Raw genomic sequence first — 20247 nt, 5'->3', positions numbered from 1 at the left:
TACACAAGCGATACATGCTGAGCTTGGAACTGTGTAATTGCGGGAGCGCGTGGCCGCTGCAGGAACGCGCTCTCCTATTTCATTACACCCGTTAAGACAGGGAGGTTCACGAATGAAGTCGGTATATGAGAAAGAAGAAGCCTATTGGAATGGGATGTTTGATTCGGATGACAGCATGAGCATCTTGCCATATTGCAGTACACACGGAAGAGAAGCGAACGCGGATACGAATGCCGCCAAAGTGTCTATGATCCGAGCACTCCCAACAGATCTGTCAGACAGAATGAACACTCTTGCGAACGGTTCGGATATTGCCCTGTACATGATTGGATTGGCAGGGGCCACTTGCTTGCTCCACCATTATACGAACCGAGAAAATGTGCTTGTAGGCATGCCGACGATGGATGAATCGGATGATGACTCATCACCTCGTGACGTACTCATTATGAAGACGAATTTGACACGCGGAAGCAGCTTTCGTTCCGTATTGGGGTCAATTAAGACAGCTGTCGGAGGAGCATTGGAGCATCGTCATCTTCCGTTTCGGAAGATGGTACACAACCTAAACCTGGAGATGGACACGAACGGACTTCCGGTGATGAATACGATAGTGTCTTATTCAGCCATACATACCGCTTCTATCGACCTTAGTGTCAGCTCTGACGTCATATTCCGATTCGATGCGAAGGACGATGGCCTTCATTTGGAGGTGCTTTATGATGAAAGCCGCTATGACGCCTCCTATATTGCCACTCTATTCGAACATTTTTTCAGACTGCTTCATTTTGTGTTATTCCAGCCAGACCAGCCTATCAGCAATGCCGTGTTATTGTCCGAAGATGAGAAGCATCGCCTGCTTCATGAATTTAATGATGTGTGGACGGATTTCCCTCGTCAAGCAACACTACATCAGTTCATTGAGGAACATGCGGAGCGACAGCCAGAGGCAATCGCGGTTTCTTATGAAGATACCAAGCTGACGTATCATGAGCTGAATACCCGGGCGAATCGCCTTGCCAGAACACTTAGATCTGAAGGTGTGCAGCCAGAAGCACTAGTTGGGCTCATGGCTGAAAGATCGATCGACATGATTGTTGGGATGCTTGCCGTTTTGAAGGCGGGAGGCGGCTACGTCGCGATTGATCCGGAGTATCCGGAGGAGCGCGTTCGCTACATGCTGGAAGATTCGGGTGTTCGTGTCATTCTGGTTCAGCAGCATTTGCAGAAGCGTGTGCCAAATACGGAATCAGCAGCTAGACTCCTTATACTTGACGATGAGCAGTCTTATCATGAGGATGCTTCGAAGTTGGAATCGAAGAGTACAGCTGTAGATTTGGCTTGCGTCATCTACACTTCGGGGACAACGGGTAATCCCAAAGGCAACCTGACGACACACCGCAATATCGTACGCATCGTGAAGAATACCAACTATATCGAAATTTCGGAGCAGGATAAGGTACTGCAATTATCGAGTTATTCTTTCGATGGCTCCGCATTCGATATTTTCGGGGCATTAACGAATGGGGCCCAACTGGTTCTTGTTCCTCATCATACATTGCTTGATGCACGCAAGCTGGCGGAGCTGATCGAAACGGAACAAATATCGGTCATGCTGATTACTACCGCTTATTTCAATGTTCTTGTTGACGTAAACGTATCCTGCCTGCGTCATATCCGCGCGATATTGTTCGGAGGCGAGCGCTCCTCTGTCGCGCATGTCCGTAAAGCACTTGAACAGACTGGTCCGGGAAGACTGAAGCATGCCTACGGCCCTTCTGAAAGCACGGTATATGCGACATGGCATGATGTGACAGAGATTCCGGAGCGAGCCGTAAGTGTACCGATCGGTCGTCCAATTAGTAATACAGCTATTTATATCGTCAATGAACGAAATGATTTACAGCCGATAGGGGTATCCGGTGAGCTGTGTGTAGCGGGAGAAGGGTTAGTTCGCGGATATTTGAACCGTCCAGAACTGACTGCACAGAAATTCGTTGATAATCCGTTCGTACCGGGAGAGCGCATGTATCGTACTGGGGACTTGGCGAGATGGCTGCCGGACGGAACGATTGAATATGTTGGCCGAATGGATGATCAGGTGAAAATCAGAGGTCATCGCATCGAGATTGGGGAAGTAGAGGCGCAGCTGCTCAAAGTGGCGCCGATTCAGAAGGCGACGATTGTCGTCCGAGGCCGCGAGGACGGAGAGAAGCAGCTGTGCGCATATTATGTAGCAGATCGTCTGCTTCCTGCAGGCGAGATTAGAACAATGCTTGCCAAAGAACTGCCTAGTTATATGATTCCGGCATACTTCATTCAGCTTGAACAGATGCCGTTGACGACTAACGGCAAGGTAGATCGCAAAGCCCTGCCAGAACCGGAAGAGCACGTACAAGCAGAGACGGAATATGTGGCGCCTAGAAGTGAACAGGAAATTCGGCTTGCGAGAGTCTGGCAGGAAGTGCTCGGTCTAAGCCGAGTCGGTGCAAAGGATCATTTCTTCGAGCTGGGCGGCCATTCATTACGAGCGACGACACTTGTCAGCAAGCTGCACAAAGAAGAGAATATCAGCCTGTCTCTGCGCGATGTGTTCCGCAATCCTACTTTGGAAGCGATGGCCGCGCTCATGGAAGATGGTCAAGGACGCAAATTCGCACCCATCCCGACAGTTGAGGAGAAGGATGTATATCCGGTATCTTCGGTGCAGAAGCGATTGTTCATTTTGCATCAGCTGGAAGGAGCTGAGCAGAGCTATAACATGCCAGGAGCATTACTGCTTGAGGGCGATGTTGACCGGAACCGATTAGAGTATGCATTCCGTCAGCTGATCACACGTCACGAAACGCTTCGCACCGGCTTTGAAATGGTGAATGGAGAACCTGTGCAGCGCATTTATCCGACTGTTGATTTTGTAGTGGAAGAGATGTCAGCCCTGGAAAGGTCGGAAGTCGAGAAGCAAATCCGGCAATTCATTCGCGCTTTCGATCTGTCCACAGCGCCACTGTTCAGGGCGGGGCTGATTGAGCTTGCTCCGCAGCGTCACATTCTCCTGTTCGACATGCACCATATCATTTCGGACGGCACGTCAATTGGCATTATGATCGAGGAATTCACAAGCTTATACAGTGGGAATGAGCTTGAGCCGCTTCGCATTCAGTACAAGGACTTTGCTGCGTGGCAGCGTTCCGAGGAGCAGATCGAGCAGTTGAAGCGCCAAGAAACTTACTGGTTGCAGCAAATGGAAGGCGTACTTCCTGTGCTTGAGCTGCCTACTGATTATGTACGTCCTGCTGTACAGAGTCATGATGGTGCGCTGTTCGAGTTCTCGCTTGATCGCGAGCAGAGCCAAGACTTGAGGAAATTAGCCGCCGATACGAGAACTACCTTGTACATGGTGCTGCTAGCGGCATACACGATCATCCTTCACAAGTATTCAGGCCAGGAAGACATTGTTGTAGGAACACCGATTGCGGGTCGAACGCATGACGATGTGCAGCCGCTTATCGGTATGTTCGTCAACACGCTGGCGATTCGCAATTATCCTTCAGGGTCCAAGACTGTGCTTACCTACTTGGAGGAAATCAAAGAAACGACGCTGGGAGCGTTCGAGCATCAGGACTATCCGTTCGAGGAACTCGTGGAGAACGTGCAAATTTCGCGAGATATGAGTCGTCATCCGGTGTTCGACACGATGTTCGCCCTTGAGAATACAGAGCATCGGGAATTCGATCTGGATGGTCTTCAGGTGAAGCCATACGGTGCTGAATATGGCATGGCTAAGTTCGACTTGAATCTGACCGTAACAGAAGATGGCGATGGACTCTACTGCACCATGGAGTATGCTACAGCATTGTACAATCGATCGACCATTGAAAGGCTTTGCGGCCATTTCCTGCAGGTCGTTGGAAGCATGACTCATAATCCGCAAGCAGCAATCTCATCACTGCAAATGGTAACCAGCGAGGAGAAGGCTCAACTGCAACATGAATTCAATGGTACGGTTATGGAGTACTCAAGCGACAAGACAGTTCATGAACTGTTTGCGGAACAGGTGGAGCGGACGCCGGAGGCTGTCGCTGTTGTCTCAGGCAGCGAGCAATTGAGTTACCGAGATCTTAACCGGAAGGCGAATCAGCTTGCGTGGAAGCTGCGTGAGTATGGGGTGACCGCAGAGCAGCCTGTCGGCATTATTGTCGAGCGAACGCTGGATACAGTCGTCGCAGTGATGGCCGTACTCAAAGCATCGGGCACATTCGTACCGATCGATCCCGAGTATCCTGAGACGCGTATTCGCTATATGCTGGCAGACAGCGGGGCTAAGCTGGTGTTGGCGCAATCGGAGCTGCCGGGGATCATTCCTGATGACGTCCGCCTAATTGATGTACGCGATGAGTCCCTGTACCAAGGCGACGGAGCTGACGTACCGAATGGCAGCAAACCGTCCAACCTGCTCTATATCATCTACACATCCGGAACGACGGGAAATCCGAAAGGGGTCATGCTGGAGCACGGCAACATAGTCAACTTGCTGCATTATCAGCAGAAAGGCACGAACATTCCGATGCCTTCGCGGATCTTGCAATATGCGTCCGGCAGCTTCGATGTATGCTATCAGGAAATGTTCTCTGCGCTCTTGTTCGGCGGAAGCTTGTATATGGTCGACAATGAGATGCGCAAGGATCCGGTACGCTTGTTCCAGGAAATCGAAAAGCATGAAATCGATGTGATGTTCATTCCAGTGGCGTTCCTGAAATTCATCTTCGCCGAGCCGGAGTGGGCCGAAGCATTCCCGCGCTGCGTTCGCCATATCATTACGGCGGGCGAGCAGTTGGTCGTGACACCACAAGTGCAGGCGTGCTTGAAGCGACTCGATATCTGCCTGCACAACCATTACGGGCCATCGGAGACTCATGTCGTGACGACCTACACGATGACGCCGGAAGTTATCGAGGTTGGTCTGCCGCCAATCGGCAAGCCGATCGCGAACACGAGCATTTACATCGTGAACGACAGCCTTGAGCTGCAGCCGATCGGCGTGAAGGGCGAGCTCTACGTATCCGGGGCATGTGTCGGACGCGGGTACTGGGGGAGAACGGACTTGACGGAGGAGAAGTTCCTTGATAACCCGTTCGCACCTGGTGAGCGGCTGTATAAGACAGGTGACGTAGCGCGCTGGCTTCCAGACGGCAGCATCGAGTATGTGGGCCGAAGCGACCATCAGGTGAAAATTCGGGGCTTCCGCATTGAGCTGGGCGAGGTGGAATCGCAGTTGCTGCATGTACCGGCGGTACAGGAGGCGACCGTGGTGGCACTGGAAGATCATGCGGGCCAGAAGCAGCTGTGCGCGTATTTCACAGCAGAGCGCTCGCTCACGGCGGGCGAGCTGCGGGCAGCATTGTCGCAGGAGCTGCCAGGCTACATGATTCCGTCCTACTTCGTACAGTTGGAGCGGCTGCCGCTGACGCCGAATGGGAAGATCGATCGGAGAGCGCTGCCGAAGCCAGAAGGCGGCATTGAGACTGGAACGGAGTATGTCGCGCCGCGTACAGAGACGGAAGCAAGGCTTGCACGCATTTGGCAGGATGTATTGGGATTAGCAAGTGTAGGCGTGAAGGACAACTTCTTCGAGCTGGGCGGTCACTCGCTGCGGGCAACGACGCTGGTGAGCAGGCTGTACAAGGAAATGAACGTCAACTTCCCGTTAAGAGGTGTGTTCCGTCATCCGACCATCGAGGAGATGGCGAAGGCGATAACCGAGATGCATCAAGAACTTTACACGGAAATACCTATCGCTGAGGAAAAAGCCTATTATCCGTTATCTTCAGCGCAGAAACGGCTGTTCATTGTAAGCCAGCTGACAGGAGCCGAGGTAAGCTATAACATGCCGGGGGTGCTGATTCTCGAAGGAGAGCTGGATCGTGCGCGATTCGAACAGGCTTTCCAGGAGCTGATCAACCGACATGAATCGCTGCGGACAAGCTTCGAGACGGTACGCGGTGAGCCTGTGCAGCGCATTCACCCGCAGGTGGAGTTCGCTATCGAATATCACCTTGCATCAGAACAAGATGCAGTGGCGCTGATCACTCATTTCGTACGTCCATTCCAGCTTAATCAAGCACCGCTGCTCAGAGTCGGATTGATTGAAACTGGACATGAACGCCATATTCTGATGTTCGACATGCACCATATCATTTCCGATGGCGTAACGATGGGGCATGTCGTGAATGAATTCTCCCGGATATATGCAGGCGATCAACTGCCGGCGCTGCGTATCCAATATAAGGACTATGCTGTATGGCAGCAATCCAGTGAATATGCAGAGAAGCTTGCGCATCAGGAATCCTATTGGCTGAAGCAATTGGACGGAGAACTGCCGACGCTCGAATTGCCGACCGATTATGTGCGACCGGCTGTACAGCAGTTCGAAGGTGATGTGGCCTTGTTCACCTTAACGAACAGTCAGGCCGAGCAGCTGCAACGATTAGCGGCAAACTACGGCGCAACCTTATATATGGTTCTGCTTGCAGCATATACCGTGCTCCTGCACAAATATACGGGACAGGACGATATCATTGTCGGAACACCGATCGCGGGCCGCAATCATACGGAATTGGAGCCGCTCGTTGGGATGTTCGTCAATACGCTCGCCATTCGCAATTATCCAACTGGTGAGAAATCCTTCGCGGAACTGTTAACCGAGGTGAAGGATACAGCCCTCGCCGCATTCGAGAATCAGGATTATCCGTTCGAAACGTTGGTGGAGAAGGTTCACAAGTCTCGGGATATGAGCCGCAATCCAGTGTTCGATACGATATTCAGTGTAGAGCATGCACAGGAAGGCTCCTTCCATATCGATGGACTTCGGATAAGTCCATACCCGCACAGCCATTCTGTCGCGAAGTTCGATTTGACCTTCCATGCCGAACAGAATGAAGAAGGGATACTTTGTGGTCTAGGGTATGCGACTGCTTTATATGCCAGTGAGACTGCGGGGCGCATGGGAGAGCATTTCGTGCAATTAATTGATGCCATCATCGCAGAACCGAATGCGAAGCTAATGTCGCTGAATATGATGAGCCTGCAGGAAAGAGAGCAGGTCAAGCTGGTATTTAATGATACGATAACGAATTATCCGCGGGAGAAGACGATTCAACATTTGTTCGAGGAGCAGGCAGAGAAATCGCCGGATGCGGTTGCCGTCCAATTCGGAGAAGAATGGCTCACATACCGCGAGTTGAATGAACGGTCGAATCGCTTGGCGAGAACACTGCGAGGTAAGGGTGTAAAAGCCGGCCGCTGCGTAGGTCTAATGACGGATCGTTCGCTAGACATGATTGTAGCGATTATGGCAACCCTGAAGGCAGGCGGGGCATATGTGCCAATTGATCCGGACTATCCAGAGGAACGCATTCGATACATGATCGACGATTCGGGAGCTTCGCTTCTAGTCGTTCAACGTCATTTGCAGGCGAACCATATTCCTGCGGATTGCATGGTTGTACTTGTAGATGATGAGGGCTCCTACCACACAGATGGCACGAATCTGGAGCAGCATAATGGGGCTTCTGATCTCGCTTACGTCATTTATACGTCAGGTACAACGGGAATGCCGAAGGGGAATTTAACAACTCACCGCAACATCGTCAGAGTAGTGCGGGATGCGAAATATATCGAGATCGATCAGCATGACACGGTGCTGCAATTATCCAGCTACGCTTTTGACGGCTCGACTTTCGACATATTTGGCGCCTTGCTGAATGGAGCGAAGCTTGTCCTGATAACGCGCGAGGTAGTACTCGACGCTGGACGATTGGCCAACACCATCGAGAGCGAGAAGATTTCGGTTATGTTCATCACAACCGCCTATTTCAATCTGCTCGTCGATCTGAGAGTGGACAGCCTGCGCCATATGCGCGCGATATTGTTCGGTGGGGAACGCGCATCTGTGAGCCATGTGCGCAAGGCGCTCCGACATCTGGGTCCAGGCAAGCTTAAGCATGTATATGGGCCAACGGAGAGCACCGTATTTGCGACTAGCCACAACGTTGATGAAGTAGCTGACAGCGCCGTTACCATACCGATCGGACGCCCAATTGGCAATACGGCCGTATATATTGTTGGCGAGGGAGACGTTCTGCAGCCGATTGGTGTAGCTGGTGAGTTATGCGTAGCGGGCGATGGAGTAGCCATAGGATATTTGAACCGTCCAGATTTGTCAGGAGCCAAGTTCGTGAATAATCCGTTCGTTCCGGGTGATCGCATGTACCGAACGGGTGACTTGGCAAGATGGCTGTCAGATGGAACGATAGAGTATGTGGGACGGAAAGACGATCAGGTGAAAATCCGTGGTTATCGAATCGAGCTTGGTGAGGTCGAAGCCCATCTGTTAGACCTTGAGGCGATCCAAGAAGCTGTGGTCATCGTCAGGGAGGAAAGTGACGGGCAGAAGCGCCTATGCGCTTACTATGTAGCAGCTCGTCCGATTACGGCTGGTGAGATGCGGATAGCATTGGCTCAGCAGCTCCCGGGATATATGCTTCCATCCTACTTCGTACAGCTCGATAAGCTTCCACTGTCACCGAACGGCAAGGTGAACCGGAAGGCACTTCCGGCCCCTGGATTGCACGTGCAGGCAGCCTCGGAATACGTGGCCCCGCGCACGCCGCAAGAAGTACTGCTTGCTCACATATGGAGGGAGGTGCTCGGGCTAGGTCAGGTAGGCGTTAAGGATAATTTCTTCGAGCTTGGCGGTCATTCCTTAAGCTTAATGAGGCTAGTGGAGCGCGTCTATACCGAGACTGAGGTTGAAATCCCAATTCACAGCGTATTCCGGGAGCCGACAATTGAAGCGATGGCGTACGAGATGTTGAAATCCGAACTTGCAGGCAAGGCAGGAAATCATTTTATGAAATTGAACGAAAACGGTCATATCCCTGTCTTCTGCTTCCCTCCGGGACTTGGTTACGGTCTCAGCTACTTGGAACTGGCCAAGCAGCTGGATCATCACTGCATCCTGCATGGCATTGACTTTATCGATGATGCTGAAACTCGGGAGGAACTGCTTGAACGATACGTGAATGCGATCCTTGCTGTTCAACCGCAGCCGCCATTTATATTGTTAGGCTATTCTCTAGGTGGCAATCTGACGTTCGAGGTTGCGAAAGCGTTGGAGTGCCGAGGGTATCCGGTATCGGATGTCATCATGGTTGATTCCTTGCGGAAGCTGAAGGTGCATGAAGTAGACGAATTCGACGGCGACATCGATCAAATGATTGAGGGTGTGGAGGAACTGAAAGAAATGCTGGTTCACCATCCTCTTCTCCGCGATCAGGTTAAAAACAAGATGAGGGCGTACTGGTCGTACGCGACTGAACTCGTTAACTCCGACATCATTGATGCCAATATTCATGCACTGATGGCGGAGCCATCCGAGGTGAACCAGGCAGACGGGGAGCAGCTCGCAACATGGCAGGAGGCTACTCGCGGCAGGTATGCGGAATACAACCTACGCGGTGTACACGAAGAAGTGCTTCAACCGCCTTTCTTGGAAGCGAACGCTAACGTCATGCAAGCAATCATTCGGCATATTCTCGAGCAAACAATGGTTACCCACTAGTTGTACAGATTTCTGGCACCTGATGAAGAAAGGCATGCTTGCAGGCCTGCATCAGTTGGCGATAAGTAGCTAAACGCACCACAGACTGCTGATGTACAAAGGCTGCTGATGTACACAGATTGCTGAAGCACAAAGGCTGCTGATGTATACAGATTTCTGAAGCACACAAGCTCCTGTTGCATACAGCTTGTTGATGCACACAGCTAACTGATACACACAACTATCTGATGTACACAGACCAACTGATGCTCATAGCCTGCTCATGCGCACAGACTGCTCGACTTCGGCGAAGGCAATGCTTGAATGCTGTAGAAGGGGGCAGTTTGTGAGCGGTGCCGCGACTATGGGACACAAAGGGGAGACCGTAACGTGAAGCAGCAAAAAGAAAAAGGTGTGTTTGCCCTATGGAAGTCCGTGGCATGGCTAGTATCATTCGCGAAGTCGCACAAGGGCTGGTTAATTGCCGGTATGCTATGTGCCATTGCTGCGGCGGTGATCGAAATATGGACGGGCAGTCTGATCCAACAACTGACCGCCAAGGCTGAACGAGGGGATGGGCAGGTAGTTATCAACACCGTGTATATGGTGCTTGTCGTTATTGCAGTAGGCGTTCCCGCGAAGTACATGATGACATTCGGGATTGAAAAAGGGAGCGCCCGTACAATGCGGGATGTACGCAACTCTATGATGCGTCATATCGGAAAACTTCCTGTCCATTATTTGGATAAGCAGCACTCGGGTGATATGGTCTCACGATTCACAAACGACATGCAAATCATAAACCAGTTCATGATACGCGACTTGCCGCAATGGTTCTATCATCCTCTCCTGTTTATCGGATGCTTTGCTTATTTACTCTGGATCCGGTGGGAGCTTGTGCTGCTAAGCATATTACTTGTGCCAGTATCTTTGTTCGTGTCTCAGTGGATTGGCAAGCAGCTGCAGCAATTGACAGAAGAAGCACAGGAGAGCACGGGACAGATGAATGCCATCGTGCAGGACACATTGAACGGCATGGTGCTTGTCAAAAGCTATTTGCTGCAAGGCTTGTTGTTCCGTTCCTATCAATCGCTGCTGCAGCTCACCCTGCTCAAAAAACTGGCCGTCAGCAAAAGAGAAGCCATCATTACGCCGGTTTTATTTACGCTAATGATGAGTCCGGTCGTCTTTTCCGTTCTATATGGAAGTTATTTAATTTCACAAGGCTCGTTCAGCACAGGAGAGCTGATTACATTCCTTTACCTGCTCAATCTATGTCTCGAGCCGCTGCAAAACATCCCGACACTTATCACACATACGTTCGAGATGGGCGGTGCATTGAAGCGGATTTATGATGTTGCGTCCCAGCCTGTCGAACAGCAAGGAGAGAAGCTTGCAGACGAAAGTTTGAATGATGGTGGCATACGGGATCAAATGCCAATCGCCTTTGAACAGGTTAGCTTTGCCTATGAGAAGGATTCACCGCTGCTGCTTCGGAATTTGAGTTTCGCGGTGGAGCGGGGGAAGACCGTGGCGTTAGTCGGCGCCAGCGGCGGCGGGAAGAGCACTGTCATGAAGCTGATATGTGGATTTTATTCATTGCCTTGTAACGGAGGAACGATACGTGTATATGGACATTCCGTATCGAATTGGAATCCAGATGAGTTGCGTTCGAACCTGTCTGTTGTCACGCAGGATTCCTACTTGTTCAGCGGAACGATAGCCGACAATATCGGATACGGCAGGCCTAATGCTGCGTTTGATCAAATTGTCGAAGCAGCTAAGGCTGCTCATGCGCACTCTTTTATTATGGAACTCCCGGATGGCTATCAGACGGAGGTCGGAGAGCGTGGAGGCTTGCTGTCAGGTGGACAACGACAGCGAATTACGATTGCGCGTGCAATCTTGAAGGATGCGCCTATACTGCTGCTCGATGAGCCGACATCTGCCTTGGATACAGAGTCTGAACATCTCGTTCAACAAGCGCTCGACACGCTCATGCAAGACCGAACAACGATCGTCATCGCACATCGCTTGTCAACCATTCAACACGCAGATGAAATATGGGTGATGGAAGGCGGAGGGATCGTCGAAGCAGGAACGCACGATGAATTATTGGTCAAGGGCGGCGCTTACGCCAGCTTATATCATCGACAATTCTCTGCTGAGCCATCAGGGCGGGAGGAGGTGGCCTGCACGTGAGACTATCTGACATGATTACATATGGGAAAGAAATAGTCGGCATGATGAATTTCATGAGCAAAAAGCATAAGCTGCATTATTACATTGGTATGATTGCGAGCGGCGCCGTAAACACCCTGTTTATTTTATCCTTCAGCTTGTTAGTGCAGAGTCTGGTTAATTATGCCGAGTCAAATGATATATCCCTTATGTATGGAGGACTGTACATTTTGGGGGGCTCCATTCTGCTGTTGAACCTGATAGCTCCGCCGTTCACGTATTTGTTTCATCGAAGTGTGGAACTGACACTGGCGAACATACGTGAGCGCTTGTATCGGAAGATGTGCAGCCTGCGAATGTCAATGCTTGAGCGAACCCACAACGGTGAGCTGCTGTCCCGGATGAATAATGATGTGTCGACACTGGAAGTGACCTACTGCGGCATCCTGTTTGCCATGCTGCTCGAGATTATGATTAGTTTTGGCTCCATCATCATGATGTTCGCGCTGCATTGGCAATTTGCCTGCGTTTCTTTACTCGTGCTGCTCTTATCCTTCTATATCAGCTCGCGGTTCGTAAATACGGTACGGAATCTATACGACCAGCATCTGCATGTGACCGCTAAGCTGACTGAGAAATTCTCCGACTTTCTTGGTGGGATTCAGTTGGTAAAGCTGTTCCGCATTCGATCGATCTATGGACAATATGAAGCGTTGAACGAGCAAGTAACGGAACTATCGAGTCAGATTGCCCATAAGAAGGGGCTGCTCGCAGCGGTCAATCATTTCGTCAGTTACATTACGTTTTGCGGAATTATTGTTATTGGGAGTTTGCTGTATGCATACGGGTTCATTTCAATGGGGACGGTAGCGGCATTGGCCGTGCTGCAAATTCACTTGACTCATTCGTTCATGAATGTCGGCTCTACGATGTCGCTTATCCAAAACTCGTTGGCTGGTGCAAGTCGAGTCCAGGAGCTGCTTTATGAAGAAGAAGAGCCGGAGAGATTCGGCAGTGAGATCAAGAGTGAAGATGCCATACTTGATATGACCCTTAGACCTGATCTGAACAACGACACTGTAAATCAAACTGGTACAATCGATAGAGCGGACGACATCGATAGCCATACCAACACGGCAGCACCGATGCTCGAACTAGATGATGTTGAATTCTCCTATGCTGCTGGAAAAACAGCCATATCCCAAGTATCGATGAAGGTATATCCGGGACAAGTAGCAGCTATCGTTGGCGCCAGCGGCAGTGGGAAGAGCACACTGATTAAGCTGCTGCTCGGATTTTATCCGGTTGAAAGAGGAGATGTTCGCCTCCTAGGCAAATCATTCGGGCATTATACGCTGGAGGAAATTCGCAGATTGATTGCCTATGTGCCGCAGGAAGCATTTTTGTTCAGCGGAACCATCGAAGAGAATATCCGTTACGGCAACCCGCAAGCATCCCATGAGGAAGTGGTGGCTGCAGCGCAAGCCGCATACGCCCATCATTTTATTGAGGAGCTGCCAGATCAATATCAGACTTCAGTAGGGGAGCGGGGCGCCTCCTTGTCCGGCGGGCAGCGTCAGCGGATTGCAATTGCACGAGCATTGCTCAAAAATGCACCGATCCTGCTCCTTGACGAGGCGACGTCTGCGCTTGATACGGAATCGGAGCACTGGGTGCAAAAGGCATTGCAGCAGTTGATGCAGGGGAGGACGACCATCATGGTTGCCCACCGCTTGTCGACCGTGGAACATGCGGATATTATTTTCGTCATGAAGGAGGGAACCGTTGCGGAGCATGGCACGCACCGAAGCTTGCTCCAACATGGCTCCTATTATGCGAGCCTCCAAGGACAGGCTTAGATTCCTATTCTGGAAGTGTCGAAATATAACCTGACATGGAACCTTCGATCCTAATAATCGGAGGTTCTTTTCATTTATTTCACTTTCCGGTGGCTGTGTAAGCGTGTAAGATATAAAAATACTTGCATATGAGCAAGATCACACTTACTATTAGAAAGGTATGAACAGAATTACCACAGCATAGGAATAACTTGAGATCGATTCAACCGAAGGGGCTCGACCAATGAATTTTTATGAACAGCGAATATTGCCCGCATCGAGGCAAATGAAAGACTTGGAGAAAGCCGTAGCTTCACCATACGAATATTTGGTCCTGCTCGATGTCCATATCGCTCAACTTAAGCACGCCTGCAGTATGGTACATCAAGCGAACAAGAAATTATTTTTGCATATCGATCTGATCCAAGGACTTCAAAGCGACGCTCACGCGACGGAGTACCTTTGTCAGGAGTATCGACCGTACGGGATTTTGTCGACAAAATCCAGCGTCATTCAAAAAGCGAAGCAAAAAGGCGTCGTAGCTGTGCAGCGCATCTTCTTGATCGACAATAGCGCTCTGGAGAAGAGTTGCAAGCTGCTGCAGACGACGCAGCCCGATGTCATTGAAGTATTGCCAGGGGGCATGCCGAACGTCATTCGCAAAGTAAAAGAACGAACAAGCCTACCAATTTTGGCAGGGGGGTTCATCTCGACGAGAGAAGATGTGGAGCTCGCTCTGCAAGCTGGTGCCGAGGCGGTTACAACCTCAAATACGAAATTATGGACAAAATATGAAAAAAAGTGATTGACAACGCTTACAATTTTAAATAAAATTTGAATCAAGTTAATACTGTTACGGAGACTTGGAGATCTACTTTCAAACGCGTTGTCATCTCTGCTTGCAGCAGATGCGACGTGTGCTTGAACGTAGGTCTCTTTGCATTTTCTTAACAGGAATGAACAACAGGAGGGGTCAATATGTCGGCGTTTTGGGGAGAATTTATTGGAACTATGATACTGATTGCACTCGGCGGGGGCGTATGTGCAGGGGTATCACTAAAGAAATCGTATGCCGCAAATTCGGGCTGGATTGTCATTTCGATGGGATGGGGTTTGGCTGTCGCGGTTGCGGCGTATTCCGTAGGTTCGATAAGCGGAGCCCATCTCAACCCAGCACTTACATTGGGGCTCGCTTTTATTGGGAATTTTCCTTGGGCTGATGTACCGTCGTACATAGCGGCACAGATGCTAGGCGCTATTGTTGGAGCTGTTCTTGTATTTCTGCATTATTTGCCGCACTGGAAACTGACGGAGGATCAGGGGGCGAAGCTGGGTGTATTTGCGACAAGTCCAGCCGTCTATCATCCATTCTCCAACTTAATTAGTGAAATGATAGGAACGTTCATTTTGGTTCTCGGTATTTTGGCGATTGGCGCCAACAAGTTCACGGATGGTTTGAATCCACTGATTGTTGGATTTCTCATTGTCAGCATAGGGTTATCATTAGGAGGAACAACGGGATATGCCATCAACCCAGCACGCGACCTGGGGCCGCGAATCGCGCATATGCTGCTGCCGATTGCAGGCAAGGGCGGTTCCAATTGGAAGTATGCCTGGATACCCGTCGTTGGGCCGCTGCTTGGAGGTTCGCTCGGTGGGCTGTTTTATAAAAATGTATTTTTAGGTCAGTTTGATGCAGTAATATGGGCAGTAGCGGGTACCGCACTTGTTATCCTTGTATTTTCGTTGTTCTTGTCTAGAAAAAATGCTGTTCGATAAGTATTATCGCTAGGATATAATCAACAATTTTTCCGTGATGTGCATGATCACTTAATCCTCTTGCATGGATCACGATGAAATGAATCATGATGATTCAACAGATAGGGATTCACCACTACTGAATATGGGGGAATTTTATATGGAAAAGTACATCTTATCTCTTGACCAAGGCACAACGAGCTCCAGAGCCATCTTGTTCAACAAAGAAGGACAAATCGTCCACGTTTCCCAGAAGGAATTTACGCAAATTTTCCCTGAACCGGGCTGGGTAGAGCACAACGCACAGGAAATCTGGGGAACGATTTTGGCTGTCATCGCGACATGCCTCATTGAATCCGGCGTAAAGCCAAAACAAATTGCAGGCATCGGTATTACGAACCAGCGCGAGACGACTGTCGTGTGGGATAAGGAATCTGGCCGTCCGGTATACAATGCGATCGTATGGCAATCGAGACAGACGAAGTCCATCTGCGATGAATTACAGGAGGCAGGTTACGGTGAACTGTTCCGCTCCAAGACGGGGCTTCTCATTGACTCTTATTTCTCGGGTACTAAGGTCAAATGGATTCTCGATAACGTTCCTGGCGCGCGGGAAAAGGCAGAGCGTGGCGATCTATTGTTCGGGACAATCGATACATGGCTTATTTGGAAGCTCACGGGCGGCAATGTGCATGTAACAGACTATAGCAACGCTTCACGTACCCTTATGTACAATATACATGAGCTGAAGTGGGACGATGAACTGCTGGAGCTGCTAACGATTCCGAAGCAGATGCTTCCAGAGGTGCGTTCTTCTTCCGAAGTATACGGCAAAACGGTGGACTTCCATTTCTTCGGCGAGGAGATTCCGATTGCGGGCGCTGCGGGAGATCAGCAAGCGGCACTGTTCGGGCAAGCATGTTTCCAGCAGGGCATGGCCAAGAACACGTACGGTACGGGATGCTTCATGTTGATGAATACTGGCGAACAGGCTGTGAAGTCCTCTCATGGGTTGCTAACGACAATCGCTTGGGGTATTGACGGCAAAGTAGAATATGCGCTGGAAGGAAGCGTTTTCGTTGCTGGCTCCGCTATTCAATGGCTTCGCGATGGGTTGCGCATGATCAAGGAATCCAAGGATAGTGAGTTATATGCAAGCAAGGTGGAGTCAACAGACGGCGTGTATGTCGTTCCAGCCTTCGTCGGATTGGGTACGCCGTACTGGGACAGTGAGGTGAAAGGTGCGATCTTCGGCCTGACGCGCGGCACTTCGAAAGAACACTTCATCCGCGCAACATTGGAATCGCTCGCTTATCAGACGAAAGACGTATTGACTGCAATGGAGGCCGACTCGTCCATCAAGCTGACCAAGCTGCGTGTGGATGGAGGAGCAATTCAGAACAATTTCCTGATGCAGTTCCAGAGCGACATGCTGGGCGTACCGGTGGAATGCCCGCAAGTATTTGAAACAACTGCGCTAGGCGCGGCATACCTTGCCGGTTTGGCTGTAGGATACTGGAGCGACCGGGACGAGATAGCGGCGCAATGGAGCATTGATCGTACCTTTACACCGTCCATGCAGGAAGAACGCCGCAATGCCTTGTATTCCGGCTGGGGCAAAGCCATTGAGGCAACAAAAGTATTTAAATAAGAGCACGAATATGCTACAATTTTAAATAAGTTAATATTTAAATTCGGTTGGAGAATTGAGAACCGCAATTGCACTTTAGTCTATGACTTTAGTGTTATTGCGGTTTTTTTGTTTTCGATGTGAGCATGGGCGAGTACTTACTTTTCATGCCGTCTTTATGACGAGGGAGGTTATCATATGACAACTGTCTTTTCCGCTATGAAGCGCAAATCTATCGTACAAGCAATGGGTCAGAAGCCGCTTGACGTGATCGTTATTGGAGGAGGAATCACGGGCGCAGGGATTGCGTTGGATGCGACAACGAGAGGATTGAGAACTGCACTATTCGAGATGCAGGACTTCGCCGCAGGGACGTCTAGCCGTTCAACGAAGCTTGTTCATGGCGGTCTCCGCTACTTGAAGCAATTTGATGTGAAGACGGTAGCTGAAGTCGGCAAGGAGCGCGCCATTGTATATGAGAATGGGCCGCATGTAACAACGCCTGAGTGGATGCTGCTTCCGCTTCATCGCGGCGGAACGTTCGGCAAATTCAGCACTGGGATCGGCTTGCGTGTTTACGACTTTCTGGCTGGTGTTAAGCGCAGCGAGCGACGCCGTATGCTGTCGGAGCAAGAGACGCTTAGACGTGAGCCGCTGTTGAAGCAGGAAGGGCTCTTAGGTGGCGGTTATTATGTAGAATATCGAACTGACGACGCGCGGTTGACGATTGAAGTCATGAAGGAAGCCGTTCGGAATGGAGCCATGGCTCTGAACTATATGAAGGTAGATTCGTTTTTGTATGATAACGGAAAAATTGTTGGCGTCCGTGTTGTTGATCAATTGGATGGGGAAGCGTTCGAATTCCGTGCCAAGAAGATTATCAATGCGGCAGGTCCTTGGGTTGATGACCTTCGTAATAAGGATCATTCGAAGACAGGCAAGCATCTTCAACTATCCAAAGGGGTGCATCTCGTCATCGATCAGTCGAAGTTTCCGCTCAAGCAAGCGATTTACTTCGACACGCCGGACGGCCGAATGGTGTTCGCAATTCAACGCGACGGAAAAACGTATGTAGGCACAACGGATACGTTCTATAAGGCAGATCCGGTTCAACCTGTCATGACGAAGGCGGATCGTGACTATATCATGAAGGCGATTCATTATATGTTCCCTTCGCTTCAGCTTACCGCAGACGACGTTGAATCGAGTTGGGCAGGGGTAAGGCCGCTCATCTATGAAGAAGGGAAAAATGCATCTGAGATTTCCCGCAGAGATGAGATTTGGCAATCTCCATCTGGATTGATTACGATTGCAGGCGGCAAACTGACCGGATATCGTAAAATGGCTGAAATGATCGTTGATTTGGTCATGAAGCTGCTTAGCCAAGAAGAAGGAATTGCGTTTACAGCTGCAATGACGAAGCAGATGCCCATATCAGGCGGGCATGTAGGCGGCTCGGCCGATTTCCCGAGCTTCGTGGAAAGCAAAATGAATGAAGGCATACGAAATGGGCTTGATGGGGCACTGGCCAAGCGCTGGGCACGTATGTACGGCTCTAACGTGGATGTAATCTTCGAACTGGCCGACCGTTATCGGAGCAAGACGGAACAAAGCGGTCTTCCGCTAGAAGTGCTTGTCCCGCTGTTATATGCCATGGAAGAAGAAATGACATTGAAGCCGGTGGACTTCTTCATTCGCCGAACGGGTGCACTCTTCTTTAACATCCAGTGGGTACGGGATTGGAAGCAGCCGGTCATTGCCTACATGGCTTCTGCGTTCGGCTGGACGGAAGAACAGCGCAATCAATATACATCGGAGCTCGACACCGCACTTCATCATGCCGTCGTCCCACAGGTGGAAGCGAATTAATGTTTTGGATTAAAGAACTTTATTGTAAAGGCCTCTGATCAATCATGATTGGAGGCTTGATTTTAGTCGATCAGCTTTGTAGTCTCCTCTATTTCTAGCAAATCAACTAAACACTCCCATAAGAAGCCACAAATTGAGCTAGAACATAAGTTACAGGTATTTATAAGTGAAAAGGATAAAATTGACATCAAAACCTTTATGTGATAGTTTAAACCCACAAGAATCATAGATTACTATCTTTCTCGTAACCAACTTCATATCGAAGGAGAGAGTGATATGACTAGCGTGAATTGCATTGGTCAGGACCTGCATTATCCATTGGGTCACTTTAGTCGATTTGTAGTACATGACCTTCCCCACCTGAATAAAACGGGTTCTCCCGCCGACCTTATGAGGATCGGCCTTCCACTTCTGTCAGCCGATAATCAGCAGCTAGTCGATTTTGCATACCATCGCCCTTACAAGGATAAGGTGCTGGCAATGGGCGACTTGGGTATATACTTCGTTTCGTGCTTAAAACTAGGAATCAATATTTCTGAACTGCACAGGGTGTACTCGATGTTGGAGTTATTTTCTTCACTGACTGGCTTAATTCCCAGAGATACCTATGCTTCGTATATTGCATATAACCCCGCCGAATGTTTGCGATCGTTTACGGGAGATGCGAGTGAAGTCGCATTTATTACGAGGCACCAACAATCGGATATTGCGCTTAAGCCAGCGGTTGAGGAATTAGTGAAGCTTCAGCGAAATCCATACATGCCGGAACGGATAGAGATTCTGAATGCTGTTAGAGCGGCTATGCGGCAGGTGCGCAAAGAAAACGCGGAGGTACATAAGGGAGTAGATCCCGTATTTTTCATTACCTTCTTCAGAGATTATTTTTTTCCCATCAAGCTTAATGGAATTAGCTACAATGCGCCTAGTGGCGTGCATATTGCGGGCGTGATCCTAACCGATTTGATTACGGGTACTGCGGACGATGCTTATATTGAAACGACTCATGAGCTTTTGCCGTATTTGGAGCCGAGCGAGCAATTTTGCATCAAAAATGTATTGGCTTCCCCATCTTTAAAGCAAATCTATACCGCCGATTTGAAATCGGGCATAGATTGTTCTGCAGAATTGACCCTACTTGTCGATATTTATGATGAAATTATCAAATTCCGCAATGTCCATCAGGGATTAGTCAGCAGATATATTCGCAATCAAGATGCTTCCGTTGCCAAAGGTACGGGAGGATTTGCGTTCGATACCTTTTTGCAGGAGAGAATTAACGTCGTCGCTCAGGCCAAGTGTACCGTTACGGATAAATTAATACCTCAATCAGACATGATAATACCTAAATTATGACAGAAACATAAAAATCTCTTCTT

Annotated in this window: 8 protein-coding genes; all 8 read left to right on the top strand. The window is 49.7% G+C overall.

Annotated features, from left to right (window positions below; genetic code table 11):
- Positions 1 to 112: 112 nt before the first annotated feature.
- Entirely contained in the window at positions 113 to 9616 is a 9504-nt protein-coding gene (locus tag RQP50_RS08670; RefSeq protein WP_315744827.1) for a non-ribosomal peptide synthetase, read from the top strand.
- Between the two features lie 369 nt (positions 9617 to 9985).
- Entirely contained in the window at positions 9986 to 11797 is a 1812-nt protein-coding gene (locus tag RQP50_RS08665; protein WP_072730800.1) for an ABC transporter ATP-binding protein, read from the top strand.
- Positions 11794 to 13635, top strand: a complete 1842-nt coding sequence (locus RQP50_RS08660; protein WP_072730801.1) for an ABC transporter ATP-binding protein — start codon at positions 11794 to 11796, stop codon at positions 13633 to 13635. The genes RQP50_RS08665 and RQP50_RS08660 overlap by 4 nt, the downstream gene beginning before the upstream one ends.
- Before the next feature lie 223 nt (positions 13636 to 13858).
- Positions 13859 to 14419 carry a glycerol-3-phosphate responsive antiterminator gene (locus RQP50_RS08655; RefSeq protein WP_072730802.1) on the top strand — a complete coding sequence of 187 codons (561 nt, stop codon included), beginning with the start codon at positions 13859 to 13861 and terminating at the stop codon, positions 14417 to 14419.
- 173 nt (positions 14420 to 14592) lie between these two features.
- Complete coding sequence (locus tag RQP50_RS08650; protein WP_072730803.1) at positions 14593 to 15393, top strand: MIP/aquaporin family protein; 801 nt, start codon at positions 14593 to 14595, stop codon at positions 15391 to 15393.
- A 139-nt stretch (positions 15394 to 15532) separates the two neighbouring features.
- A complete protein-coding gene (gene glpK, locus RQP50_RS08645) occupies positions 15533 to 17023 on the top strand; it encodes a glycerol kinase GlpK (RefSeq protein WP_072730804.1) in 1491 nt (496 codons plus the stop codon).
- A 177-nt stretch (positions 17024 to 17200) separates the two neighbouring features.
- Entirely contained in the window at positions 17201 to 18871 is a 1671-nt protein-coding gene (locus tag RQP50_RS08640) for a glycerol-3-phosphate dehydrogenase/oxidase (RefSeq protein ID WP_315744822.1), read from the top strand.
- A 276-nt stretch (positions 18872 to 19147) separates the two neighbouring features.
- Positions 19148 to 20224, top strand: coding sequence for a monodechloroaminopyrrolnitrin synthase PrnB family protein (locus RQP50_RS08635; RefSeq protein WP_072730806.1), 1077 nt, complete (start codon positions 19148 to 19150; stop codon positions 20222 to 20224).
- Positions 20225 to 20247 lie beyond the last annotated feature (23 nt).

The organism is Paenibacillus suaedae (assembly GCF_032337355.1).
Taxonomy (GTDB): domain Bacteria; phylum Bacillota; class Bacilli; order Paenibacillales; family Paenibacillaceae; genus Paenibacillus_B; species Paenibacillus_B suaedae.
The sequence above is the reverse complement of the archived record's forward strand: the minus strand, read 5'-3'. Positions and strand labels throughout refer to the sequence as shown.

Bases quoted from the DNA above. Each gene is read 5' to 3' on its own strand.
- RQP50_RS08670 (WP_315744827.1), top strand. From the start codon at position 113: ATGAAGTCGGTATATGAGAAAGAAGAAGCCTATTGGAATGGGATGTTT.
- RQP50_RS08635 (WP_072730806.1), top strand. From the start codon at position 19,148: ATGACTAGCGTGAATTGCATTGGTCAGGACCTGCATTATCCATTGGGT.
- RQP50_RS08650 (WP_072730803.1), top strand. From the start codon at position 14,593: ATGTCGGCGTTTTGGGGAGAATTTATTGGAACTATGATACTGATTGCA.
- RQP50_RS08655 (WP_072730802.1), top strand. From the start codon at position 13,859: ATGAATTTTTATGAACAGCGAATATTGCCCGCATCGAGGCAAATGAAA.
- glpK (WP_072730804.1), top strand. From the start codon at position 15,533: ATGGAAAAGTACATCTTATCTCTTGACCAAGGCACAACGAGCTCCAGA.
- RQP50_RS08640 (WP_315744822.1), top strand. From the start codon at position 17,201: ATGACAACTGTCTTTTCCGCTATGAAGCGCAAATCTATCGTACAAGCA.